Source organism: Archangium lipolyticum (assembly GCF_024623785.1).
Classification (GTDB): domain Bacteria; phylum Myxococcota; class Myxococcia; order Myxococcales; family Myxococcaceae; genus Archangium; species Archangium lipolyticum.
Genome location: NZ_JANKBZ010000003.1, coordinates 670,989 through 696,460 on the forward strand (window position 1 = coordinate 670,989; position 25,472 = coordinate 696,460).

A 25,472-nucleotide genomic window follows, 5' to 3' on the forward strand; every position below is an offset into this window, starting at 1 on the left:
CCCTCCTCGATTGTTCGCGCTCCGCATGTCTTCCCCCCTGCCGATTCCGCTCCTCGAAGCGCCTCGCCCGGTTGACGCCGAGCCCTCGTCCGTCCGCCTGGCGTCCAATTCTCCCCGTGAGGTGGGGTCGATCGCTCGCCGGATGACCCTGGTGGATGGGTTGCGCGGATTCGCCGCGCTGGCCGTGGTGCTGCCGCACGCCGTGGGCCTCTTCATCTTCGCCGGCTCGGGAGCGTTGTCCGAGTGGATGGTCCGCGTGGCGGACTTCGGACACCGGGGCGTCGAGGTGTTCTTCGCGCTCAGTGGCTTCGTCATCGCCTTCTCGCTGCGCCACACTCGCCTGTCCCCCCGGGGCATCGGCCAGTTCATCCTCCGCCGCTCGCTGCGCCTGGATCCGCCCTACTGGGTGGCACTCGGCCTGTTCTGTGGTTACCTGCTCCTGCGCGCGGCGATGACGGGCAAGCCAGCGGAGCTGCCCTCGGCACCTCACCTGCTGTCCCACCTGCTCTACCTGCAGGATGTCCTGGGGTACGGGCAGCTCAACATCGCCTTCTGGACCCTCTGCATCGAGTTCCAGTTCTACCTGGCGTTCGCGGTGCTGCTGGGGTGCGCCCAGGCGCTCTCCCGCTGGTCGGGCCGCGATGGCGTACTGACGATGTTCTTCTCGGTCCTGTTCGTGGTGTCGCTGGCCTGGCCCATGGGCCTGGTGGAGATGCGGTCCCACCAGCCGCACATGATGTACCTGCCCTCCCACGTGTTCATCTTCCTGGCGGGCGCGCTGACGTGGTGGACGCTCGAGGGCCGCCTGCCCCGTGCGGTCTGGTACGCCTTCGTGCTCGGGTTGTGGGGCTTGTTCCTGTGGAAGCTCGACAGCCGCGTGTTCGTGACGGCGGCCACGAGCTCGATCCTCTATGCGGCCGGACGGAGCCACCGGCTCTACACCTGGCTCGCCGCACGTCCTCTGCAGTACCTGGGTCGCATCTCGTACAGCATCTATCTCGTGCACGTGCCCCTGTGCATGCTGCTGCTGGCCGTGAAGGTGCGCATCGCCCCCCCCTCGGATCTGGTGTCCCTGGCCTTCCTCGGGGTCTGCTACGCCGCGAGCATCGCCGCCGCCCACGTGCTGTACACCTGGGTGGAGGCGCCCTGCCTCGAGTGGACGAAGCGCCTCAAGCGTTGAGGACTCATCGGGTGTGTCCACGAGCTCGGGGCAGGCTCAGCGCCGGCTTCCGATTTCTCGCAATCCACTAAATCCGATGTAGTCAATAGCTTCTCGGTAACCGCAATTTTTTGCGCGTGCAATCATAGTACGGATTGTGTACAGCTTCACAATCCGTACAGCCCGCATTCCCCTGGCAGTACGGCATTCGCGCAAAGCGAGAATTCGCTGTACGCGCAGCCTTCTCCGGGTTCGTAGCTCGTCTGCCAGAATTTCAATTGCGGCCATGCCCCTGGTCTTCAGGGCGGCATGCAGAGGGTTTCCTCATGCATTGGATGCGTTTGTGTCTTTGGGCCAGCTGCTTGTGTGTCATCGCCGCGTGTAACCAGGACGGAGAACACGCCGAGGCCCAGCCAACCTCCGAGCACTCATCCGAGATCATCACCGATTGGGAGATCCAGGCCTATGCATACTCGAACCCGGACCTCCTGGACGGTCTTCCGAGCGAGCTTCCCGTCGTCGTCAGTTACACGGGGCAGACGCCCACGGTCGCATTCCGCATCGGCTGTGGCAGCAACTATGGAACGATGCTGGAGGCATTCGGGTACAGCAGGAACCTCACCCTCGGCGAGATGGAGCACTGGGGAGATTTGTCGAATCTTCCGGACGACCTGAAGCGGGCGAACGGGGATGTCGACGTTCCCATCATCACGCTCCGTTGTGGGAAGACCGAGGAGGAGACCCGGCAGCAGGTTCTACAGGTCTTCCGGGTGATCGGCTCACAGCCGCAGGGACGGCCCCAATACTACCTGCGCCTCCGCGGTGCGCCCGACTACCTCTTCTCCGCCAGTTGCATGAATTTCTTCACGGCGCTCGCCATGAAGAGCTCGAGTGATTTTGATTTCGACCTGGCGAGGGACAGCATCCCCATCCTCACCACCCTTCGCAGCTTCTGGCTGGATCCGACGGACCACGGGCTCACGGAGATCGACATCAACTGCTATTCAGCCACCGCACAGCCTCTCCCCACCGCGGTGGTCTCGCCCCCCCTCCTTCCTCGCCCCGCCATCCCATTCGATAAGCCCCAACTCTTCGTCAGCGACTACCCCTTCGAGGGAGTCCGGACGTCCAGGCCGCTGTATCTCATCTCCGGCGGCCGGGGCTATGCAATCGACTGTGGCTCCAATCGGGCGCAGATTCAGCAGGCGCTCGGCTTCGGGAGCACCACCCCCGAGCTCATCGCGCAGGATGACCCGCGTTTCCTCGCGTCGCGCCCCGGCGAGCAGCCGGTCCTCCACTGCCGCAATGATGACCTCACGGTCTTCTCGGTCCTGGAGTATCCGACCAGCACCTACTACCGGTTCAACAAGAGCAGGAACGCACTCTTCCGCTTCTCGTGCGAGACAGCTGGGAACTACTTCACCACCAGCACCCCACCCGGGACAACCTACCAGAACCTCATGGTCCTGCGCTCGGCCGTGGAGTACCTCCTGATCGACCGCAACCAGCCGGATGAGAAGACCCATCTCTACGACATCAACTGCGGGCCAGAGGCGAACCTGGCTGTGATTGATGCCTGGTTCGCGGCTGTCTTCGGCCGTCCCATCACGGAGGGAGAGCGCACCGGTTACAAGGCAACGTATGTTCACTTCTGGAACGAGCTCCAGGGGGACACCACCCGGATCCAGGAGGCCATGACCGCGGAGTTCGAGTCCAAGGTACGGTCTTCCGAGCTGGCCGCCGTCGTGGACCGCGCCCTGGCGGCCGCGAGCCCGGCACCGAATATCGAAAGCGACTGCGACGGCCATCACATCACCGACTACCTGAAGGGGAAGGTCACGGGCGGCGTATTCGGGGCTCCGCTGCGTGCGAACTTCACGCTCATCCGGGACTTCATCAAGGAGCGTGCGCCGCGGCTCGCGGTCCGCATGCGCGAGCACGCCCTGCTGACCTATGGGAGCACGGCCGGTGCAGGCAAGGAGAAGGGCTTCAACCGGGGGCTCATGGAGAACCCGGATGACGCCCAGGCCTTCCTGGCGCTGCAGCGCAAGGTCGGCGAGAAGCTCTGGGCGGATTCGATCATCCTCCCGACGGTCCTCGGCAACGCGGTGAGCGACGGAAAGCGCGACAACACCTTCCGTCCCAAGTTCGACAACTCCGTGGCCAAGTCGCATGACCTGGCCTTCCTCAAGACCGACGTCGCCAACAACAAGACCGCTGCCTTCGAGAAAGGCATCTATCGGTGGGTCTACGACCTGGTGCAGAAGTCGCATGCCCCCTGGCGGCGTGACCTCGTCCAGTCCTACGACGACGTGTTCGGCTGCGTCCATACGAACGACGAGGCCTCCGAGTGCGCCGCGGATGAAGGCATCACCTGGTGGACGGGGTCTTTCTATCGGCCCGAGGTCTACTCCCCGCAGATCCCCAATCCGGACTTCTCTCTCGCCATGCTGCGCGAGAGCCACGAGTTCTACCTCCAGGACGAGTGCACCCCCGCGGACGGCGCTTGCGCCTATGAAATCCCGAAGATCGTCGAGCGGGCCTGTAAGCGCAACAACCTCACGTGCTCGAGCTCGACCATCGAATCGAAGACCACCACCATCCGCGGCCACATCAAGAAGGGCACCTTGAAGGCGAACTATCCGTCCATCGAGTGCTACGTGCGGACGAAGGCCACGACGGGTTGTAATTTCACCTACATCCGCCAGTAGCCCTCCAGCCAGAGACATCGACGCCATGAACAAGCGACTGCGATTGCTGCTCGCCACGCTCCTCGTGTGTCCCGCGGCTGGTGCCGCGGCGGAACCCACGGCCAGCTCGGACAGTGCCTGTCAGGGGGATGACAAGCGCATCTGCTACGAGACCCTCGCGGCCCATGGGGATTACCAGGGCATCATCGACCGGATCAGCCTGAACGTCATCGGCTACGAGCCCATCGAGAAGTACTTCCTCGGCAGGGCGCACTTCGGGCTGTCCAATCGGACGGCCGCCCACAGCCTCCGCTGCTTCCACACCCTCCGCGCGAAGGATCTGCTCGAGGCCTTCCTCACCGAGCGCAACCACAAGTTCGAGACGCAGCAGACGTTCGGGACGTCCGATGAGATGCGGTACGTCTATCACGCGACCAAGACGATGGACGCGCTCAAGAGCATCACCGGCTGCGAGGAGTCCTCGCACACCGCGACGAGCCTGGAGCGCTATGCCCGGCGCTACGCCATCGAGCGCATTCAAGGGCTGGTCTACAACACCGAGACGGATGGAGCCCTGGGGCCCCTCTTCCGGGAGAAGATGGGTTCCTTCCAGCAGATGATGCAGAGCCTGGTGACCACCGCGTCCCAGGTCGAAACCCGCTACCGCGCGGCATCGATCGAGCTCGACGCCGGGCGGACCCAACTGTTCTCCATCCGGGACGACATCAATGCGCAGTTCGGCGCGGGAACGGTCATCACCGATGACTCCAGTGACACCACCTTCCCGCTCTTCCGCTACGACCAGAACAAGAAGCAGGCCATCCTGACGGGCCTGGATGCGCGCTACCAGGGACTCCTCCAGGTCGAGACCCGGGTCACGGCCCTGGAGACCCAGCTCCTGGGTGCCCTCGCGGCCCAATCGATGGACGACTACCTCCAGAAGAAGGAGCAGACCATCCTCCAGGTGAAGAAGCTCTCGGCGGAGCTCCTGCTGGGCGTGAATCTGTGGACCCGATTCTGGGCCTCCGAGGAGAAGGGGTTCGCGAAGCTCAAGACCGCGGCGGCGGCCGAGGGCAACTCCATGCTCTTCACGCACGCCACCCGGATCGACACCGATTGGCGCACCAAGATGAAGGTCCACTGCAGCGCCTCGAATCCCGCCTGGTACTGCACGGGGGGAACCAATCCATGACATCGCCGCGCCGCGTGGCGCTTTCCGTCACGCTCTTCCTGACGACGTCCCTGTTCCCGCTCTCCCTCTGGGCCGCCCAGCCCGGGGAGGAGATCGTGGTCCCCACCTACGGCTTCCCCCAGGTGGAGAGCCTGTGGCAGGCGGCAACCGGGGGACGCCCCCTGGATGCGAGCCTCATCACCGTCCTGACCACCCACCTGGGCCAGACCTCCTCTGGAGGCGGCGGTGGGGGGGGTGGCATCGAATACGACTTCGCGGCAGCCGCGCCACGCGCGAGCGCCACGACGACGGGTCCCATCCTGCCCATCGTCAGCCTGGAGGCGAACCTGGCACGGACCGTCCACGAGCGGAGCGCCCGGCTCGACCTGCTGCTCGGCGCCGTTCAGGGCTACCGCGCGGAGGCGGACCCGATGGATCGCAGCATCGCCATCGAGACGTGGTCGAACGCCGCGCACCTCGAGCTCTTCCTCACGAACACCTCCGTGTTCCTCGAGGGACAGACGCGCGAGCAGAAGTGCCTCTCGTACGAGCGCGCGGCCGATCATGCCCGCTTCCTCGGATGGACCCGGCAGAGCCCCACGGGCGGCCCCGTCCAGGCCCGGGTGCCGACCGGTTGGGAGTCCCTGCGCACCGCGGCCAGCAGCTTCTTCTCCAACAGCTTCGTGCGCCACATTCCCGACGGCATCTGCTCGCTCCAGCGCGCCATCCGCAAGAGCGAGGTAGAGAAGACCGTCAGGGGGGCGGTGGACCAGGCCATCGCGGTGAAGGTCGGCAAGGAGATGGATGCCGCCCTCAAGATCGCCGAGCGCAAGTTGGAGGACTACGCGAGCGCCGGTCAGACTTCCCACGTGGAGGTGCCCACACGCGAGATCTTCGCCCTGAAGAAGTCCGTCAGCGACACGCGGCCCGTCCACGACTTCGTCGTGCAGGACAAGCTGATGCTCTACAGCGTCCCACAGGGAAGCCAGAAGCAACCCCTGGTGACCGACCTCGAGGACAGACAGAAACGCATCAGCGCCATCATCAGCGCCACGGGAGCCGCCGAGCTCAGCGCGGAAGTCACCAGCGCACGCGCCACACGCGACGCGCACACGCAGTTCCTGTCGGACACCGTGACCCTGCTCCGGGAGATGGCGGTGACCCCCGGGCTGAGCACCAGTGCCCGGGATCGGGTCAAGGTCTGCGTGACGCTTCCGGCGGAGGTGACGCCGCAGAACCTCGAGAGCCTCGCCGCGCAGCTCAACACGTGTCTGGCGCAGCTCGCGACGGTCTACACGGAGCTCAAGGCACAGAGCGGCACACGGCCGGGGTACGGCGATTTCGCCCAGAAGTTGGATGACCTGTCGTCCGCGTATGTCGACATCGCCACGCGCGGCCAGTGAACGGCGAGACGGGGTTCAATCAATGAAACGTTCTGCATGCCTTTTCGTGCTGTGGCTGGCACTCCTCCCCTCCGCCGCCTGGGCTCAGGGCTCCTCGTGCGCTCCGGGCAACGAGGTCGCGCTCAAGGGCCACATCACCCAGCTCGTCTCCGCGCTTCGGATCGCCAACTACCGCGCGGACGTGCTCCTGATGGAGAAGAGCTTCAAGGAGCTCGATGGGCTCCTCCAGAGCACGGGCTGCGCCAGCATGGCGCCCCTGCTGTGTGACGCGGAGTGCGCCTACCAGCTCGCCAACGTCCAGCTCTTCCGCGCGACCGGCTATCCCCTGATGCGGGAGACGAGCAATGCCTGGTTCCCGTCCGATCCTCCCGGTGGCAATGGGGAGGTGCGCGATCCGTACGAGGCGCAGGCCATGCAGGGTGTCCAGCGGGTCGAGCAGGCCCTGAAGAACCTCGCACGCCAGCAGCAGGCCGCAGGCTCCACCAGCAATCCGATGGACCTCCCGCTCAACCGCTTCCTCAAGGCGCATGCGCGCCTCAACTCGCTCAAGGCCCGGCTCTTCGTGGCGGCGGGAGACATCTGGTATCGCAAGGCCTCGTTCTCCCGCCTCGACAACCTTCAGTACCAGGTGGCGGAGACGCTGGGAGAGGATGACCGCGCGAAGAAGAAGGGGACCGAGTACTACAACGCGGCGACGTATTACGACCAGGCGTTCTGGGTCATCCTCGAGGCGAGGAGCAGCCTTCCCGCGGCGAACGCGGACCTCTTCGGCTCCGAGCTCTCCACGCTCACCTCGCTCGAGTCCGACGTCAACACGCGGCTCGACTCGGTCCGCAAGGGCTACCTGTACCTCAACATCGATCCGGAACAGCTCACGGGCAACAGCCTGGCCGCTCTGTCCCGGCAGCTCGTCGGCCAGCGGGAAGCCATCCGCCGCCAGGAGGGGGAGCTCCGCCAGCAGATGGACACCTGGGCGGCCAAGTTCACCACCCACACCAATCAGCAGTTGGATCTCGCCAATCAGCAGAACTCGCGCGTCCTGGACCTCGAGGTGTACAAGCTCGCGCAGATGCAGGCGACCGCGGGCCGGCTCACCCAGGAGCTCCGGGCCCAGGTGGAGCTCATCGACCGGAGCATGCCGAAGTTCCAGCTCGAGCAACGCATCAAGGCCATCGAGGCGACGCTCGCCCGGGAGCAACTGGAGCTCTCCCACCAACTCCAGCGCATCAAGACACAGACGGAGCAGGATCTCCTCGGACTGGAGAAGGAGGCCATCAACTCCAGGCTGGATGATCTCCGCTTCAGCATCGACATGACCATGGCGGAATACAACTTCGCCATGCAGGTCGAGGCCCTGCTCGCGCAGAAGGAGGAGCTCGACCGGCAGTACCTGGCGGGCAACGCGGAGCTCGACATCCTCGAAGCACGCAAGGGACAGGTCCAGAAGAGCATCGAGGCCGCGCAGTGGCGGATCGCCCTCACTGAGCTCGTCATCAACAAATACAAGACCGCGCAGGAGACGTCATTCAAGTCGGCCCGTATTCCCATCGTCGAGCAGATCTGCGCCGTCGATGCGGAGCTCGCCTTCTACAGCAATAGCCAGGCGCACAGCGGCTACAGCGATCCCGTCTCCGGACACTCCTGCACGGTCCCGACTCCGGGCACGAACCAGGAGCTCAATCTGGAGAAGATCTGCGCGGCCCGCGATCTGCTGAAGAAGGACCAGCTCGCCAACATCAAGAAGATCCGCGCCTGCATCAAGGCCGGGACCGGTCCCGGGACCGCCACCGGGACCGGCACCGACACCGGAATCGTGGATTGCGGCAACGGGATCGTGATCGGGGCCAGGACCGTGACAGGCACCGTAACCGTGACCGACACCGTGCCCGACACCGGGACCGCCACCGGGAACGAGAGTTGCAGCACCATGACCGGGACCGAGAAGTCTGTCTTCGATGCCGTCAAGAATCTCAGCGCGGCGAACCAGGCGGTCATCAACCAACGGAAAGCCGCGCTGGGGAAGATGGCGTGCGCCATCGCGGAGAAAACGGCGGAGCTCCGCAAGGCGGAAAACGCGGCGATCGGAATCGAGGCCATCAAGGGCTCGATCGAGCTGGCGTGGGCCGCCGCCGCCATCGCCGCCGCCGTTCCAGACGGAGAAACCGGAATGGTCGGGATCTTCCCCGTGAAGACGTTCAGGATCGCGGAGTCCGCGGCGCAGGCAGCTCAAGTCGCGGCCCAGGGGGTCTCGAACGTGACCAGCTTCGCCTACCAGATGGCCCAGTTCCATCATCAGCTCGAATCCGAGAAACTCTTCAACAAACAGGAATTGTTGGACATCGCCAACCAGCTCGAGGCGATCCAGCACGAGCTCAACGTCGAGAAATGGAGCAACGAGCGAGAGCTCGCGGAGATCTCCGTCCGACTCGCCGAGCTCGACGGTGAGTACGCCAATGTGAAGAACGAGCAGGAAGTCCAGCGGATCGAGTGCGACGGAGAGAAGGCCAATCGAGTGGCCACGGAGGCGAAGCTCCTCAGGTCGCGTGCCGGCCTCGTCGGGCAGCTGCAGCAGAACGCGGATGAGTCCGCGCTGGTCCAGTTCGACATCCACGAGCAGGAGAACGGCCGGGCGCAGGCGCAGACGGAGATCGAGCGGCTGAATCTCGAGATGCTCGAATACAACCGGCAGCAGGAGAAGGTCCGCCTGGACCAGCAGAAGCTCACGGGCATGAAGGCGGCGATCGACCGGCAGATCTCCATGGCCCGGGGTTACCAGGCCAGCGTCAAGTCCCTGCAGGGCGAATACTCCGACACGAAGACCCTGCTGAAGGCCATCAACGAGAAGCTCAAGGACAGCATCGTCCTGCGCGAGCAGAAGGAGCGGGAGTTCGTCTCGGCGGTCCTGGCGCAGTCCGGCAAGGTCGCCTTCAGTGAGATCGCGGACCTGAAGAGCAAGCTCGCGCAGCTCGATGATGCCGACCAGCTGGTCGCGCAGGTCCACGCCCTCGAGCAGAAGCTGGCCGTGGAGGTCGAGGGCTCCTACAAGAACATCCTCGCCATCGTCCGGAAGAACATCGAGGCGGGCGGCGGCCAGTCGGAGACCGCCAACACGCTGTTCTGGGACTTCGAGAACCTGGCGGCGGAGCTGTCGCGCGGTGCCGGCGACATGCTCGACTACAAGCGAAGGCTGCTCGAGAACGCGAACTTCACCTACAACCTCTACCGCAGCCGCTACAACGTGCTCGCCCAGTTCGCGGGCGACGTGGCTCCGATCTCCGAGGAGTACGCGTTCATCAGCAACGCGATGGAGCTCGAGAGGGTCCTCGCGGATTGCTCCGGGCTGGACACCAACGAGATCTGCAAGCCTCGCTCTCTCGTGTGGGACAGCAAGAACATGACGGGCACGGTGGCGGAGTTCACCTTGGAGAACACGAGCACCCTGCTCCAGCTGCTCCTGGCCGAAGGACGCGTACGCTTCGAGATCTCCCCCTACGGGCAGTCCCTGGCGAACAGCCAGCGGCTCGGCAACCTCGTGCTCTGGCACGAGAACCTGATGAACACCGAGTCGCCGATGCTGCTCGTCCACGCCATGGCCCTCGCCGACGGTTCGAGCTGTGGAAGCAAGGCGGTTGTCCGGCACCTCGGCTCGGGCACCCTGTTCTCGCCCATGTCGCGTGACAACGCCGCTCCGCAGGCGAGCCTCGTCGTCCGCAAGCCCACGGACCTCGAGCTGCCCGTCTGGACGAACGCGGAGCTGGGCCTGTGGACCGCGCGAAGCGACACATTCCGCTCCGGCTCCTTCACGGCGGCGGGGCTCGAGACCGTGCTCCAGTCCGACCGGGTCGGCAAGCTCGAGTACCCGCTCGTGGGCCTGCCCCTGATTGGAACCTATGAGCTCATCGCGACACCGAGCTTCGTGGGATGCCTCTCCGGAAGCAGCACGTCCAAGCTGAAGCTCGGATTCATCTACGTCGTCAAGTAATCGCATGTCTCGGATGAGAAGGGATTTCGTCATGCATCGGTTGGTGCTCGAGAGAAAGGCACCCCTCTGGGTCGCGTGCCTGCTCGCCGGACTCTGTGCGAGCGGGCCGGCGGCGGCGCAAAGTGACTGCAACAGCAATGCCGCGTCGTGCGACTTCCAGGAGCGGAAGACGACACTTCGCGCGCAGCTCTGGAGCAGCGCGTGCCTGACTGGCACCTGGAAGCACCTCAGCGCCGTGTACTTCCCCATGGAGAACGGCCAGCTCGTGACGAGCAAGCGGGCGCAGGTGAACTTCCTGAACGGGATCTGCGCGTTCCACCAGGACCGGCGCTACATGGACTCCAAGAAGGCCCGGGAGCAGCTCGACCGGGGCATCGACGAGCTCCAGCGCGCACAGACCTCCGGGCTCCTGCGGTCGCAGAGGCACGTGGCCGCGCTCATGGAGGGACTGCTCCATTGTGAGCGGATGAAGCAGCTCGCGCCGGAGGTGGAGACGAAGCTGACCTCGCGTGAGCTCTTCTGCGTGCACCGGGGGATGGCGAAGGCGAGCTTCACGAGCGTCAACTGGGCGAACATGGCGCTCGACTACCCGGACTCGACGGCCTTCTCCGTCGGGAAGCACATCGAGTCCATGGGCGCGTGCTACAGCAGCCATCTGAGCGCTGGCACCGATGCGACCTGTGGCATCGTCACGTCGCTCCCGGAAGAGCAGGTGAAGAGCATCGGGACCCAGGTGGGGACCACGGAGCTCTCGCGCTACCTGGGGAACGTGACGGACCAGACGAGCTCGACGGCGACCGGGGTCGGTCCCCTCACGGCCATGCTCGCGAGGAAGTTCGAGATGGTCGACGGGGCCGTCGCGGGCTCTGCTCAGCTCTTCTCGGAATTGAAGCAGCGCAACGAGCGGCTCCGGGGTTCGTACACGGGCCTGGCGGAGCTGTATTGCTCGCCCACCGGCGAGTGCAATGGGCCGATTCCCTCGCGCGTCCAGGCCATGAGCACGAAGTACCAGGCGGTGACGCTGAAGGTGCAGAACCTGCTCGGCTTCGTGGACAGGTGGGTCAACGGTCTCTACCAGGACAGCGCCGGGCGTGACGTCCGCACGGAGCTGGCCAGGAGCAAGACGGACCTGACCGACACACTCGCGACGCTCCAGGGCCAGGAGGCGTTCCTCGACAAGATCCGCCTCGTCAAGCGGGACATGTCGGTGCTCGCTCGAGGCGCGGAGGCCGAGGACACCGTCTTGCGGAAGCTCTGCAGCCTGTACTTCTGCGAGATCCGCGGCGGGAACCGGGAGACCTTCCGGAAGACCTGTGCCCAGGTCGATCCCATCCTGTTGAAGCCTCGCAGCGAGCTCAACAAGCTCTGCTCCTCCAATGTGGAGACGACCTACGTCTCCGGAGATGGCCAGACCACCGCCGCCGCGCTGTGCCGCAACGTCGGGCTCGGTGCGTACATCGCGGATGGGCGCAAGGACATCCTGACCTGCATGAACACGTTCTACGTGAATCAGTGAGAACCCACCGATGAGACGCTTTTGGATGTACGGAGTCGTCCCGTTCCTCCTGGCGGGGTGTGGCCTCCAGGGAGAGGCTGAAAGCCATACCACGGTCAGCGAGGCGCGAGCCCTCGCCCAAGCGCCACTGGTTCCCAGTCTCTTCTCCTACGAGACGACGAGCGGCGCCACGGCGTATGCCGTGGAGCTCCCCCAGGGAGAAGGACGTGCATCCCGGTTCGCGAGGCTGAACGGGTGCACCGAGGCGAACGCGCGCCGCCTCTTCCGCATCTACGCGGACCCCATCACACCGCTCGATGAGAGTCCGTGGAAAAACCAGCTCGACTACCCGAGCACACTCGTCCTGTCCTGCCCGGATACGACCGCATCGGGTGCGCGGGTCTTCGTCGAATCGCTCACCCTGGGCTCCTCCTACCTCGAGTACCTGCAGGGCTCGGGCACGGATGCGGGTCAGCCCTCGTCGTTCCTGGTCATCCCCAACCGGTGTGGAGAGCTGATCTTCCACTTCCAGGTTCCGCAGCGCGCGGCCCAGCAGGAGACGTCTCGGGAGCCGCCCCCGGCCACCGGGGAGCGCATCTACCTGTCCTGCAAGAGGGACCGGCCGGTCGAGTACTCCGGTTGGGAGCTCGACACCGCCTACGTGCGGAGTCTCGGCTGGGGTGGCCGGTATGTCTATGTGCTGACGCGAGGGGCGAGCACCGTCCTCCTGGACGCGGTGGATGGACTGCCGGTCACGGACCTCCAGTGGGACGACGCGAAGCTCGCGGAGGTGCAGGACAGGCTGCGCGCGCTGTTCATGATTCCGGAGTCGGTCCCCAGTAGCTGGGCTGGAGAGCTGGAGTACCAGGACGTGGCGGGACGGCCGCTCTTCGACTTCTGCGTGGACCACTGTGGAGCGGACTTCAAGCCCGCGCACAAGAAGGTCGTCGATGGTGCGATCTCCTGCCTGCAGGGTGAGCTCGGCGCGGGGGAGTCCTGCACCTACGCGACTCCCTTTACGTATGAGGAGCGCCAGCAGCTCGATGGAACGATTCGCCGGGGCGCGCAGCTCCCGACCGGAGAGCTCGTGTTTCCCTCCTGTGGCGGAGCCACGGAGACCTGGCAGAAGCACCTCGGATTCACGCACGACACCGCCGTCACGTCCTCCTGGCTGGGGCAGCTGAAAGCCGCGTACGGCACCGGAACACCCTCCTCGCCTTCCACTCCCCAGCTCGCGCTCCCCTGTCTCCAGGAGCAGAAGACGTGCCGCATCGATCTGTCCCAAGTGATTCTCGATGGAATCGATCTCTCGGAGATCGAGCTCTCACGCGAGCTGGAACGCGCGATCCGCGCGCGCCAGTGCGCGAGTGGACCCGAGGCCCTGGAGGTCGTCCTCGGACCGGAGGCCATCCTGAGTGATGCTCCGTTCCGGGTGGACGCCAGTACCCTTCCCTCCAGCCTCAAGACCCTCCGGCTCGGCGGAGAGGCAGGTGCACGGACGGCGCTCCTCGTCAGTGAGCCACGATGCGGAACGGGAGCAACCCCCTGCACGGCGGCTGTCCCCGCCATCCAGGTCGAGGGAGATCTCGAAGTGGAGCTCCGGTACCTGGACATGCGTCCGATCCCCCCCACCACCCCCGTGGCGTCCCGGCCGGCGCTCGCGCGTGTGGCTGTCAGGGCAAGGGGTGGAACCGGACAGAAGCTGATGCTCCGCCTTCGTGACGCCGATATCGGCGATGTCACGCGGGCATATCCGTTCTACGCGGGCGTGGACATCGCGGGAGGGAGCCTGGTGCTCTACAACTCCGACGTCCTCGCCTTCACGAGCGCCGTGGAGGCCGAGCAAGGCACGGTGTCCATCGTCTCGTGGCCGCAGACGGGGCAGCTCAAGCTGGTGTCGCTCGCCCACGCCAACCCGAGCTCCGGCATCCTCATCGACCTGGATGGACGTTCGCTCTCGGGAACCGTGGATCGCTTCCGGGCCCTGACGCTCAAGCCGGGCGCCCAGGCCTTCATCGGAGGGGCGACCCTCCAGGGTCCCGTGGGAATCCTGTGGTCCGGGATTCCGCGGCCCGGAGGAGAGGACGCCCTGTGGTCCAAGCGGACGACGTTCTCCAAGGGGCTGCCCTCGACGTCCACCCTCTTCCGGACCGAGGCCACCATGCTGCGCGTGCGTACCGCGGGCCGGCTCGTGTTCGACGCCGCGAGCGTCAGCAACTTCGCCTACGTGGTGCGGTGTCCGGCCCAGGCGTCCGGGGAACAGGCCCTGGTGCAGTTCGTCGTGCCCCAGCCCATGACAGACATCCGTTACCTGACCGCCAGTCCCGGGGCATGCCAGGTCCAGGCGCCGTGGTTGGGGGCTCCCTAGGTGAGGAGAATGGACATGGGATGGCGAAAGAACCGGTGGGCATACGCCGTCGTCGGGAGCTGTGTGGTGCTTGCCACCGTGCTCGGGTACTGGCTGTCCCGGCGCGACCCGGCCCCGCCCCCTCCCTCAACGTCGCCGGTCGAGCTCAGCATCGTCCAGAGCGTGGGCGCGGACTTCAACGGACCTCTCGAGGAGCTCCTGCGCCCCTTCCTCGAGCAACACCCCGAGGTGCGGCTGTCGGTGCGGTACGACGCGCATGCCCGGGAGGGGAGCGACGGCGCGGCCCGTGGCCCCCACCTGGCGCTGCGAGTGTCGAACGGGTCCGCCACGCCCGGAGGCGTTCCCTTGTTCGCCTCGGACTACGTCGTCCTCGCCTACAACCGGGAGCTCGTTCCCGAAGCACCGAAGACGTGGCGCGACATCATCGCCCACGGCTACACCCTCAAGGAGAAGGGCACGGTCCCGTATGGAATCGTGCTCGCGGAGGAGATGCACAGCCTCCTCCCCTTCTTCGGCGATCTCTTCCAGGCCGGGGGCCCGGGCGACGCGACGCGTGAGGCGTTCGCTCTGCTCTCCGATCTCCGGTTCAAGTACGGCCTCACGCCGGGCGCCTGCCTGTCGGAGTGCGTGGTCCAGGTCTTCAAGGAGGGCCGTGCGCCGTTCGCGGTGATTGGAGAATGGCGGCTGCCAGAGCTGCGGAGCGCACTCGGAGGGAGGCTCGGACTGACGGTGATTCCCGCCCTGCCCGGAAGCGGAGCCAGGGTCAGGCCCGTACAGCGGGTGTACGCGCTCTTCCGGGCGGGTGAGGCCCCGAAGCGTGAGCTGGAGGCCGCCGATGCGCTCCTGCGCTTCGTCGAGAAGGAGAGCGCCTCGCGTCTCATGGCGACGCTCGGCAAGGCGGCGCTCCAGCCCGTGGCCGCATCGGCGTCGGCGGAAGAGCTCGCCCTGGCGGCGGCTTCCGTGGACGCAGTGGAAGTTCCCGAAGCGCGCGTGCGCGCGGCGGAGGCCGCACTGGCTCCCATCTGGGAACAGTTCGCCACCGGGCGGTTGAGCGCCGAGGGCGCCGCCCGCGCCCTGGTCGCCGCCGTCTCGACCCCCGTCCAGAACTGAGAGGGCGAACCCGCGCCCTCAGGTCGTTGCGCACAGCACGTGTCGCCGGCTCGCCTCCGGCGCGGCGGCACAGCCATGTCCTCCGCCGGAGGCGGAATGCCATTTCAAGGAGATGCGTGGATGAATCGGCTGCGATTGTCGCTGGCCGTCCTGGGGCTGCTCCCAGCCCTTTCGTGTGGACCCACCCGGACGGAAGAGACGAAAAGCGAAACACCGGCCCAAAAGCCGGATGAGTTGGAGATGCCCCAGGCCATGGGTTCTGGCGCACTCGCATCCGCGGGGGCGCTGCGAGGGCCCACGATGGGCGTGAGCGTCACGGAGAACCGTGGCGAAGCCAGTGTCATGCTCCCACTCCCGGCCCTGCCCGCACGCGCGGGCTTCGGACCGGGTCTGGCCCTCACGTACAGTTCCTCCCCCGCCGATGCCCGGGACGGCTTCGGCATCGGCTTCAGCCTCGGCTCGTCCTCGGTGGGTATCATCAACGACTGGGGTGTGCCGTACCGGTACGTCACCGCCAACGGGGACCTCACCGCACGGCTAGCGCTCAATGGCGCGCGCCTGGAGCGCATCCGGACGGAGAAGGAGAACGGCGCCCTGAGCATCATCGAGTACCGACTCGATGGCGCGGATTCGCTCGTCCGGGTGTTCCGCCACATGCCCGGCGCGGAGATGGCCGTGCCGGACGGACAGGGCGGCACGCTCGCCCTCGCTGGCTTCCGCGTCGTCTACCCGGATGGACGGCAGGAGTATTACAGCGAAGCGCCAGAGGTCGCCGAGGGGCTGATGCTCAAGCGCTTCTTCGCCACGCGCTGGCCCCTGGTGGCCGCCGTGAGCCCCACGGGCGAAGTCGTCTCCTACCAGTACGACAAGCCCACGGCGGATCAACGCTCGTACCTCAGCTCCGTCAGCTTCGCGGGTGGCCGGTCGGCCTACGTCTTCGAGCGCGCGGAGCGTCCGCGGGCCCCCACGGATTACATGATGGGGTACCCCCAGAAGGCGGGCCACCTCTACACGAAGATGACGGCGCAATTCGACGGCGAGCCGATGTACCAGTGGTGCTTCGTCTACGGTGTGTACGCGCGGGATGGAGCGAAGCTCCTCACCCACCCGGACTGCGAGACCGTCGCACAAGAGGACTTCGCCGCGGAGCTCACGAAGCTCTCGGCGTCTCTGAGCCGGCAGGACAAGCTCCTGGGTATCTACCGTTTCGGGCGGAGTGCGGCGCCCCTGACACGCGACACGCCTCAGGAGCCGCTCGTGCGATTCCAGTACTCGGGTTGGACGGTCTCGGACATTCGTGACCACTCGCTCGTCTATGACATCGAGGTCCCGGATGTGCATGGCTTTGGTCCCGAGGGGGGCTCGGAGTTCCTGGACCTGAACGCCGACGGCCTGGCGGACGTCCTGCGCGCCTCTCTCTCCGACAACCGGAGCTTCGCGTCGTACAACCTCGGAGATCTCGCCAGGCAGAACCCATTCGTGCAGCGCGACGGGGTGGTGCTCCAGAAGGTGCTGGGCGGCATCGAGCAGCCGGAGATGCTGCGTTTCGACGAGCGCCCTGGTTCCGACAGCCTGTTCTGGACGGGAGACTTCAACGGCGATGGCCTGACGGACGTGGTGCACATCACGGCCTCGGGCGGTCAGTCCGAGCTCTTCTTCTTCCGCGGACAGCAGGGCGTCCCCGGCAAGCCGTTCGTGGCCGCCACGCGCTCCAGCATGCTCGATGCGTATGTCGGTCAGCTCATGCACGGGCGCAGCCGCGTCCTCGACCTCAACGCGGACGGGAAGGACGACATCCTCATCGCCACCACTGACGGAGTGACGGCGACGTGGACCGCTCATGTGAACGTCACCTCGCCGGAGGACAGGGCCCTGTCCTTCCAGACCCTCTCCAACCTCCGCTTCCCCTTCACGGCCGGCGCGGGGTGGGAGCTCGACAATCCCGCGTACCGCTTCCTGGACGTCAGTGGGGACGGGCTCCAGGACCTCGCCGTGCTGAAAGTGACTGGCGCGGGCGACAAGGGCCTGTGCATCTACGAGAACCAGGGCGGGGTGTGGGCCTATAGCTATACGGACCTGGGGACGGACTCGCAGGGGCGAGACGTGCCGCGCGGGCGGATGGCGGCGGGCGCGCTGGTGTTCGGCTTCGACGCGGGCGACCCGGTCTGCGAGCAGGGCTTCTTCCTCCCGGCCCAGGGCATCGAGTCCGGTGTCAACCTCAACGCGATGTGGCTCGCGGACGTCAACGGGGATGGGAACATCGACCTCGCCCATCTCACGACGACGGCGAACGCACTCAAGGTCTGGTTCGGGCAGGGTCGTGATGGATTCTCCCGTGCGGAGAACCTCCCGCTGAACACGACGTTGAGTGTCGACCCGCAGAACATCTGGAACACGCGCGTCATCGATATCGACGGGGATGGTGTCGGAGAAATCCTCGTCTACGAGCCCACTCCCCAGGGAGGACGGCTGCGCGTCATCGACTTCAATCGCACGGGGCAGAAGAACGTCGTTGGACCGGATCTGCTCATCGGGACGTCCGAGGGGAGCGGGCTCCAGCACGCGTTCGTCTATGGCACCACCACCGATGAGCTCGTGCGCGATCGCCGGCGGCTCGGCATGGACGATGCAAGCCTGCGCGGTCTTCCCTACGCGCGCCCCGTGGTGAAGCGGCACGCCCTCCTGGTGGGGGGCGAGCCTCCTCAACTCACGGCCTTCCAGTACCACGCGCCCCACTTCGAGGGCGAAGCGCGAAGCTTCGTCGGCTTCGCCCGGAGCGACACGCTCCTTCTGGGAGACAGCACCCAACCGGACCTGGGACTCCGCCGGACGTACGCCGTGCAGGGAACGCGCACGGACCGCTTCCTGGCGAGCAGGGCCCGCTTGGAGGAAATCTTCCGCCCCGCCCCGGTCGCGGTCCGTCCCGCCGTGCCCGGCCAGCTGGAGACGGCAAGCGCGGTGTCCTTCACCTCGGAGACCTGGAGCGAGGAGCCACTCACGGCCGCGGCGGTCCTCTCCCTGCAGGAGTCCGACTGGGCTGTCGAGCCCCTTCCGGAAGCGGAGGCCCGCACGCCCCCCGTGTTCATGCGCCTCCTGAGCACCCGTTCGCGAATCTGCGGCGAGAGCTCGGGCTGCGCGGCCCCCGCGACGAGCACCCGCACGCTCGAGTACGACGCGCTCAATCGCCTCGAGCGTGAGCAGCAAACCCAGAACGCCATCGTGGGCCCCGATGGCCTGCAGATCCCCTCGCGTTCCTCCGAGCGCACCTTCACGTACGACCCTGTCTGGGAGGAGCGGGGAATCCTGACGGCCATGGCCGGGGAGGTCGTGAAGACACTGCCTTCCGGCGCCGTGCTCTCCACGACCACCACCGTGTATGCGGAACAGTGGCCCCTGCCGGTGCGCGTGACGGTTCAAGGCGAGATGGATCCGGAGGCGCTCTCGGGGCTCGACATCCGGTTCACCCAGGCAATCCAGAAGAGCGTCGCGCGCACCCTCACACAGACCCATGACGACTTCGGCAACGTCGTCGAAGCCGGGGACGGGCTGGGAATCACGGAGCGCTTCATCTACGACCCGACGGGTCTGCGCATCGTGGAGTCTCGGAATTCACTCGGGCACCGGACCCGGTATTGCTACGGCTCGGCGGAATGCACGCTCGGCGGTACGGGCGAGGAAATCCCCGCACGGAGCCTGACCCGAACCCACGTCCTGACTCCACAGGGAGAGCTCACGGTGTCCAGGTTCGACGCCCTACACCGCCCGGTGCGGGTGACGGACTCGAACGGACGCGAGGTTTCCTACGCCTACCGTGACGCGAAGGGCACACAGCCACGGCTCGTGCGCGTGACCGAGCGCCGCACGGCCACGGGTCCCCGGATGACGACGGAGCGGCTGTTCGCCTTCCGGGCCGATGGTCGCACCCTGGGCGAGGCCATCGAGAGTGAATCCACGGGAACCCGGGCGCTGGCGTACGCAACCTACAACGCGGCGGGCGCTCCCGTCTTCTCGGCCGTGCCCTACCTGGTGGCCCAGGGACCGGTTGCGCTCTTCGAGGAGGGGCGGTTCCCGGCTCCCGCGAGCACACCCGGCTGCGGGCTCGGCCTGGGGACATGTACCTCCTACGACGCACTGGGGCGTCCGGTGGAGGAGACGGATTCCTCGGGCAAGTACATCGTGCGCACGGTGCACGAGCCCTGGGGGATGCGGCTCGAGGAGCACCTCACGGGGAGTGACGGTGCCGTCGTTCGCACGAGAACCTCCGTCGAACGTTCCGGGAAGGTGTACGCGCTGATCGATGAGACGGGTCAGACCTATCGCTACTCGCGGGACGCGCGTGGAATGTTGTACAGAATCCAACTGCCTGGAGAGGAGACGCCCCGGCGAATGCTCTTCGACGCCGATGGCGACCTCGTCCTCAGTCAGGCCTCCGGAATCATGACGCGACTCTGGACGCGCGATGAGCGAGGACGCGTGACGGAGGGAATGACATGGAGCGCCAGCGGGTCGGCGTGGGAGCGCGTCGAACGAACCTACGACTCCCTCAACCGGCTGAAGCACCTGCGGGCCTCTTCTTCGGCGTACCCCGATGGTACCGATGACCTGTCATTCGTCTACGACAAGCGGGAGGGACAACCCGCCACGCCCGAGACACTGGGCCGTCTTGTCGAAGCCAGCGCGCACGACCTGCTCGCGGCGCAGCACGTGACGGAGCACTACACCTACGACCGGAGCGGACAGAGGACCCGCCACGTACTTTCGTATTCAGGCGGCGGCGTGGAACGCACCTACGAGGAAGCATGGGCCTACGCGCTCGACGGCAAGCTGGCATCCTATGACGATCCGTTCGGGAATACCTTCACGTTCGAGCGGCATGGCTCGGGAGCACTCGCCGCGCTCCACTGGTCGGCGCCAGGGCGCGCGGAGGCTCCGCTCATCGCGGGCATCCAATACAACGGACGGGGACAGTTGACCGCGTATACAGCGCCTCGGATGGGGCTCGAGCGCCAATATGGTCATGAGACCGCGTCCGGGCGTCTCGTCCACATCCAGGCATGCATCACGCGTGAGGCAGGCTGCGTCCCCGTCCAGGACAAGGTGCTCACGTACCATGCGGATGGGCGCATCGCGGCCATCCAGGACGGCTCACGCACCATCTCATACACCTACAGCCCTCGCGGAGAGTTGCTCCTGGCCCAGGAGGGAGAGCAAACCCATTCCTACGACTATGGACCCTCGGGAGAACCGAGCAGGCTGAGCGAAGGAGTGGACCACCTCTTCGAGCGTGCGCCGGGCACGAACGCCATTCCCCTGCCCAAGGGCGGCAACTTCCGTCTCGACGTGTTCGGCCGTATGGTGGCGGGCGGAGCGATGCGGGAGATCATCTATGACCCGTTCGGCCGCATCCGGCGTGTCGAGCTCGACGGAAAGACCCTCATCTACGGTTATTCGGTGTCTGGTGATCGCGTCTCCAGGCAGGTGCGCGTGAAGGAGGGAGCACAGGAGAGGGTCTCCGAGGTCGTCGTCTATCCCACGCGCTTCACACGCGACAACGGGAGGGAGCGGCAGAGCCTGGTCCGCATCGGGGGCAGACGATTGGCCCTCATCGTTGACGAGCAGCGAGTCTTCACCCTGCTGGACGACCCACGCGGAGTGGTGCAGGCCCTGGTGGACGAGTCCGGACAACTCCCGCTCCAGGCCGAATACACACCTTTCGGTCTGGCCAGCGTGTCGGGAGCCCAGGATCTGCTCGAGAGCACCGAGCTCGTCTTCAGCTTCACCGGACGGCTCACGGACCCCGACACCGGCCTCATCCAGATGGGGGCGCGTGAGTACGCGCCGGGACTCGCGAGCTTCACCACTCCAGATCCCTATGTGTTCTCGGAACCGGAGTTCTGTGTCGGGAGCCCACTCGAGTGCCATCTCTACACCTATGCCGGACACGATCCGATCAACTTCTCCGATGAGTCGGGGCTCGCAAAGACTTTCGTGACGTCAATCAACACCAAGAACGAAGCTGGCAACATTACTGGCACGTTCAATGTGCATGTCTTTAAGTCCTACCAGTCAGCCAAGCCAAGCCAAAACGAGCCCCACTACATGGTGGGAGCCAACATCAAGATTACCTTTGCCTCACAAGGCAAAAGCAACAAGATCGGGCTGGTCCAGTTCAAGAGCCCCATCGATTGGCAGGAGACAGACCGCGCGAGGATCGACCCGGCCATGGGTAGCTACCCGGCCAACGGCAAAGGTTGGTCTGTCGACAGGTCCAACAGCAGCAAAAATCCCGTCTACGGTATGGACGAACACGACAATCCCAATCCCTTCAGTGACACCATCAGGGACGCGGATGTCTTCAACTTGGAGAGCTTCGTCGCCGGGTACGGCGCCCGTGAGAATGGCAACAACACGCACGCGATGCTCATTGATACTCCACGGGAGAAGGCGCGGATGAATCATGCGGCCCAGGGCACGTTCGTGACAGTCGCGCTTGACATGGAGCACGGGCAGTACCTGGGCGCCATCAGGTGGGGCTACAAGGTCGATGCCAACGGAAATCTGGAGCTGACTGGTCCGTCGTTGGCCAGCAAGAACGGTCTCCCAAAACAACAAGTAGGAGCGCTCCAGAGGTGGAACACTCAAACGTATGCGAATAATGAGCTGAACATACAGCTTCCCCCTCCCTAGTTGGAGCAGCCTTCGCCCCGAGCACTCTCGGGGCGAAGACCCCGCGGTTCCCGTCAGATGCCGGACCCGCCCCGCCGCCTCCTTCGAATCCACCATCGAACAGGCAGAAGGCCCAGCAGCAACGGAGGCACCCAGCTCGGGACGCCCACCCAGAAAGACCGCACCTTCACCGTGTCCCGGGCGGTGTCCGCCACCCCCGGGTGCTCGTCGCTGATGAGCCAGAACCCCATCCGGTTCCAGAAAGACCGCTCCGGCGGCTTCCGTGGCGCTCGAAAGAAAGCGCCCCCGAGATCGAAAGGATCCAGGGGCCCCGACTCGAGACGCCGGAACACGTCGGCGCCGATCAGGAAGGCACCGTTCCCCGGCCACCGGAGGCGGTAATGGGTCTGAAGGACCGCGGCGCCCTCGGCACGATCCACGTCGACGCCAAACGAGGTGTAGCGCCAATAGCTGAACGGCCACATCACCAGGAAGGCCAGGCTCAGGAGCCCCGAGCCTCCGAGGAGGAGGCCGGACACGAGGCGACGGGTGGGCATGGACTCGATCGGCACCCTTGCGTGTATACCGCACAGCCGCTGGCGCCCACGTCACCCGCGCCCAGCAGCGCTACGACGCGCGCACGGACTGAGCCCGAAAAAAACCAGCATCGGTGGATTTCCGTCCGGCAACGGAAAAGCAAAACCCCTGACGCTAGAATGACGTGCGTCTCACCCAACCCTGGAGCCGGACATGAAGAACTCGTGGATGAGCGCGGTGGTCCTCGCGGTGGCACTGGCAGTGAGCGCTTGTGGTGGTACGCAGGAGGCTCCGGAAGAGACGGCACAGGAGCAGGGTAACGCCGAGGCGCAGCTGTATCCGTGCACCGACGACGGACGATGCCCCTCCGGGTACTACTGCGACGGGAATGCCTGCCGCCGGGGTGCCGTCGAGGCGATGCCGTATCAGTGCACCACCGAGGGCCTGTGCCCCAAGGGTTACTACTGTGACGGTGGACCGGGCGGTATCTGCCGCCGCATCCTCGCCGAGTAGGCCCCACTGACAGGCGGGAGCGGCAACCCGTCGAGGCCGAACGGGTTGCCGCCCTCGTTCACGGGCAGGGCAGCATCCGCTGCACCCCGGTGTAGGCGAGCTCCACCACCCCGCTCCCCGTCGCCACCACCAGGGTGATATCCGCGTCGATCCGCCAGGCCTTCGGGAACCCGGGCAGTTGTGCCAGATGGTGGAGCGTCCAGGTGCCATCACCCTCGCGGGTGAGCGTGTGGGCAAAGCCCTCATTGAGCCCCATGTGCGCCATCCCCGTGAACGCCAGGAGTCTGCCGGGAAGCTCCGCGAAACCCAGAAAGGACTCCTCCTCCGTCTCCAGGATGGGCGTCTTGCTCCCGTCCTCCGCGAGGAACCACAGCGCGCCGCCAAACTCTCCCTTGTCCACCCCCATGAGCCACCCTCCCTCCACACGGTGGAAGCTCGTCTGGGCACTGCGCAGCTCGGGGTATGGGAAGTTCTGGAACGTGTCGGGCCGCCGCGGCCGATCCACCGGCTTCAGGGTCAGCCAGCGCTCCCCCTTGCGAACCCGCCACTGCCTGGCTTCCTCGTCCCAGCACCGCTCCTCGGGAGACGCCCTTCGCTCATCCCACGCCGCCCAGCGCTCCTTCCAGAACCCCTGGGAGTGGTGCATCGGACGGGGAGCCCGGCTCGCGAGCTCGATGGCCTCCATGGCTCTCTCCGCGGCACGGCGGACCGGACCGAACCAGTGCTCCCGCCGCAAGGCGGCGAGCATCGGGAGTGCCTCCGCCGAGCCGACACGCCCCAAGGCCGTCACGGCCTCGTATTGGACACGCCAGGAGAGCTCCCCCAGGGCGGCCTCGAGCAGCACGGGCACCGCATCGGGCGAGCGCGTCCACCCCAACGCCTCAGCCGCCCGCTCCCGAGCCTCCCAATCCCTGGCGGTTCGCAGCAGCTCGGAGAGCCGGGGGATCGCGGGCGTCGCCGCCGGGCCCAGCCGCCCCAGGTTGGCGAACACCCCCCCGCGCTCGACTCCATCCGGGTTGTCCAGCGCGCGGATGAGGTTGGCCACCACGTCGCCCTCCCCCATCGCCGTCAGCGCATCGGACGCGGCGTCACGCAGCTGCTCGTCGCCAGATGCATCGCGTACCTTCCGGAGCTCGGGAATGGCCTCGCTCGCCGCCGGACCGATGTGCGCCAGCCAGAGGATCGCCACCCTCCTGGCCAATGGCGGACGCCTGGCATCGGCGAGCACGGCGGCCAGACGGGGCACCACCGGAGCCGTGACAGGTGGGGCCCCGCGGCGGCTGTCGAGCTCGTCCAGCATGGCCCTCAGCGTCTTGGTGGAGGTCTTCCTGTCCTCGAGCACCTCGACGAGAACGGCCACGCCCGCTTCACCGAAGTCCTCCAGGACCTGGACGACCCCCATGTCACCTCGGAGCAACACCCGCCTGAGCGTGGGGAGGACCGATGCATCCTTCGTGAGCCCCAGCGCCCGGACCGCCCAGAGCACGGTGGTCCTTCAGGACCTGCGGGCGAGCACGGGGACGACCGGGACGATGACGACGCTCGACAGCTTCATCAACGCGGACTTCACCGAGTCCTACGCATCGCTGGCGCCCAGACTGGCCCTCGTGGCTTCTCAGGTGGAGACGAAGACGAACCTGATGGGGCTGGACCAGAAGGGCAACCCCACCGTCAGTTACATGTACCTGAGCATCCCGCGCCCACGGGAGCAGTGGTTCCAGCAGCCTCCGCCGCCGCCCGCGCCCCAACCGCCGGACACGGTGTACTACAAGCTGGATTCCTCTATGTCCGAGGCTGTGTGGGACAAAATCAACCGGACCTCCATTGCCTCCATCCCCGTGGACCCCAAGGACTTCTTCCACGCGGATGGGGAGAAACGGCTGGCGTGCAAGAAGGACGTGCCCATCATCCGCAACATGATGGTCTTCTTCACTCTGCCGCAGGTGTCCGACGTGGAGTATGCTCGCAAGCAGGTGATAGACCTGCCGCTCAGCGTGAATGAAGAGCTGGTGTTCCCGATGGTGCTCGGGCCGCAGCGCTACCGCATGGAGAATGCTGAGTGGCTCCACCAGTCCTTTGGGCGTCCGCTGTTCGGGCGCATCAACGAGGCGGAGACCACCTACCTCAACTGGCGGAACACCCCCGCAGGGCAGCTCGCCTCGGTGGCAAACGGGCTGTCACCCTTCACCCGCTTCGACATCAACCTGCGCTCGATCAAGTCGCTCAACCTGCTGCACCTGGTGACGGAGATGGTGGTGGCGTTCGAGGTGGAGACGCGCTCCGGGCAGCCTCCGCGCTTCCCCTGGATCGAGTCCTGCAAGTCGACGTCCACCTCGTCGTCGTTCACGGAGGCCCAGGCTCCGAGCCTCTGAGCCTCC

13 protein-coding genes are annotated in these 25,472 nt (G+C 66.0%); 11 read left to right on the top strand and 2 right to left on the bottom strand.

Going from position 1 to position 25,472, the window contains the following annotated elements:
* The first annotated feature begins 25 nt into the window (after positions 1-25).
* The 9 genes from NR810_RS09845 (at position 26) to NR810_RS09885 (ending at position 22,065) form a co-directional block, all read left to right on the top strand.
* Entirely contained in the window at positions 26-1,180 is a 1,155-nt protein-coding gene (locus NR810_RS09845) for an acyltransferase family protein (protein WP_257450571.1), read from the top strand.
* Between the two features lie 314 nt (positions 1,181-1,494).
* The gene (locus tag NR810_RS09850; RefSeq protein ID WP_257450573.1) at positions 1,495-3,870 is read left to right on the top strand and encodes a hypothetical protein; all 2,376 of its coding nucleotides are present in this window, start codon (positions 1,495-1,497) and stop codon (positions 3,868-3,870) included.
* A 25-nt stretch (positions 3,871-3,895) separates the two neighbouring features.
* The gene (locus NR810_RS09855; protein ID WP_257450575.1) at positions 3,896-5,041 is read left to right on the top strand and encodes a hypothetical protein; all 1,146 of its coding nucleotides are present in this window, start codon (positions 3,896-3,898) and stop codon (positions 5,039-5,041) included.
* Positions 5,038-6,423, top strand: coding sequence for a hypothetical protein (locus NR810_RS09860; RefSeq protein ID WP_257450577.1), 1,386 nt, complete (start codon positions 5,038-5,040; stop codon positions 6,421-6,423). Before NR810_RS09855 ends, NR810_RS09860 begins: the two co-directional genes overlap by 4 nt.
* A gap of 22 nt (positions 6,424-6,445) precedes the next feature.
* The gene (locus tag NR810_RS09865; protein WP_257450579.1) at positions 6,446-10,405 is read left to right on the top strand and encodes a coiled-coil domain-containing protein; all 3,960 of its coding nucleotides are present in this window, start codon (positions 6,446-6,448) and stop codon (positions 10,403-10,405) included.
* A gap of 31 nt (positions 10,406-10,436) precedes the next feature.
* Complete coding sequence (locus NR810_RS09870) at positions 10,437-11,921, top strand: hypothetical protein (RefSeq protein ID WP_257450581.1); 1,485 nt, start codon at positions 10,437-10,439, stop codon at positions 11,919-11,921.
* Between the two features lie 25 nt (positions 11,922-11,946).
* Positions 11,947-14,268 carry a hypothetical protein gene (locus NR810_RS09875; protein ID WP_257450583.1) on the top strand — a complete coding sequence of 774 codons (2,322 nt, stop codon included), beginning with the start codon at positions 11,947-11,949 and terminating at the stop codon, positions 14,266-14,268.
* A gap of 15 nt (positions 14,269-14,283) precedes the next feature.
* The gene (locus tag NR810_RS09880; protein ID WP_257450585.1) at positions 14,284-15,378 is read left to right on the top strand and encodes an extracellular solute-binding protein; all 1,095 of its coding nucleotides are present in this window, start codon (positions 14,284-14,286) and stop codon (positions 15,376-15,378) included.
* 120 nt (positions 15,379-15,498) lie between these two features.
* Entirely contained in the window at positions 15,499-22,065 is a 6,567-nt protein-coding gene (locus NR810_RS09885; RefSeq protein ID WP_257450587.1) for an FG-GAP-like repeat-containing protein, read from the top strand.
* Between the two features lie 53 nt (positions 22,066-22,118).
* Here NR810_RS09885 and NR810_RS09890 read toward each other — a convergent pair whose 3' ends face one another.
* Positions 22,119-22,601, bottom strand: coding sequence for a hypothetical protein (locus NR810_RS09890; protein ID WP_257450589.1), 483 nt, complete (start codon positions 22,599-22,601; stop codon positions 22,119-22,121).
* 193 nt (positions 22,602-22,794) lie between these two features.
* On the opposite strand from NR810_RS09890, the gene NR810_RS09895 reads away from it, so the two are divergent.
* Entirely contained in the window at positions 22,795-23,094 is a 300-nt protein-coding gene (locus NR810_RS09895) for a hypothetical protein (RefSeq protein ID WP_257450591.1), read from the top strand.
* 58 nt (positions 23,095-23,152) lie between these two features.
* Here the strand turns inward: NR810_RS09895 and NR810_RS09900 are convergent, their stop codons facing one another.
* Positions 23,153-24,496, bottom strand: coding sequence for a HEAT repeat domain-containing protein (locus NR810_RS09900; RefSeq protein ID WP_257450592.1), 1,344 nt, complete (start codon positions 24,494-24,496; stop codon positions 23,153-23,155).
* Here NR810_RS09900 and NR810_RS09905 point away from each other — a divergent pair.
* Positions 24,495-25,466 carry a hypothetical protein gene (locus tag NR810_RS09905; RefSeq protein ID WP_257450594.1) on the top strand — a complete coding sequence of 324 codons (972 nt, stop codon included), beginning with the start codon at positions 24,495-24,497 and terminating at the stop codon, positions 25,464-25,466. The genes NR810_RS09900 and NR810_RS09905 overlap by 2 nt on opposite strands.
* Positions 25,467-25,472 lie beyond the last annotated feature (6 nt).

What these genes read in the sequence shown, in the direction of transcription:
- NR810_RS09870 (WP_257450581.1), top strand. Translation starts at nt 10,437, where the DNA reads ATGCATCGGTTGGTGCTCGAGAGAAAGGCACCCCTCTGGGTCGCGTGC.
- NR810_RS09885 (WP_257450587.1), top strand. Translation starts at nt 15,499, where the DNA reads ATGAATCGGCTGCGATTGTCGCTGGCCGTCCTGGGGCTGCTCCCAGCC.
- NR810_RS09865 (WP_257450579.1), top strand. Translation starts at nt 6,446, where the DNA reads ATGAAACGTTCTGCATGCCTTTTCGTGCTGTGGCTGGCACTCCTCCCC.
- NR810_RS09860 (WP_257450577.1), top strand. Translation starts at nt 5,038, where the DNA reads ATGACATCGCCGCGCCGCGTGGCGCTTTCCGTCACGCTCTTCCTGACG.
- NR810_RS09900 (WP_257450592.1), bottom strand. Translation starts at nt 24,496, where the DNA reads ATGGGGGTCGTCCAGGTCCTGGAGGACTTCGGTGAAGCGGGCGTGGCC.
- NR810_RS09895 (WP_257450591.1), top strand. Translation starts at nt 22,795, where the DNA reads ATGAAGAACTCGTGGATGAGCGCGGTGGTCCTCGCGGTGGCACTGGCA.
- NR810_RS09880 (WP_257450585.1), top strand. Translation starts at nt 14,284, where the DNA reads ATGGGATGGCGAAAGAACCGGTGGGCATACGCCGTCGTCGGGAGCTGT.
- NR810_RS09905 (WP_257450594.1), top strand. Translation starts at nt 24,495, where the DNA reads ATGTCACCTCGGAGCAACACCCGCCTGAGCGTGGGGAGGACCGATGCA.
- NR810_RS09850 (WP_257450573.1), top strand. Translation starts at nt 1,495, where the DNA reads ATGCGTTTGTGTCTTTGGGCCAGCTGCTTGTGTGTCATCGCCGCGTGT.
- NR810_RS09845 (WP_257450571.1), top strand. Translation starts at nt 26, where the DNA reads ATGTCTTCCCCCCTGCCGATTCCGCTCCTCGAAGCGCCTCGCCCGGTT.
- NR810_RS09875 (WP_257450583.1), top strand. Translation starts at nt 11,947, where the DNA reads ATGTACGGAGTCGTCCCGTTCCTCCTGGCGGGGTGTGGCCTCCAGGGA.
- NR810_RS09890 (WP_257450589.1), bottom strand. Translation starts at nt 22,601, where the DNA reads ATGCCCACCCGTCGCCTCGTGTCCGGCCTCCTCCTCGGAGGCTCGGGG.
- NR810_RS09855 (WP_257450575.1), top strand. Translation starts at nt 3,896, where the DNA reads ATGAACAAGCGACTGCGATTGCTGCTCGCCACGCTCCTCGTGTGTCCC.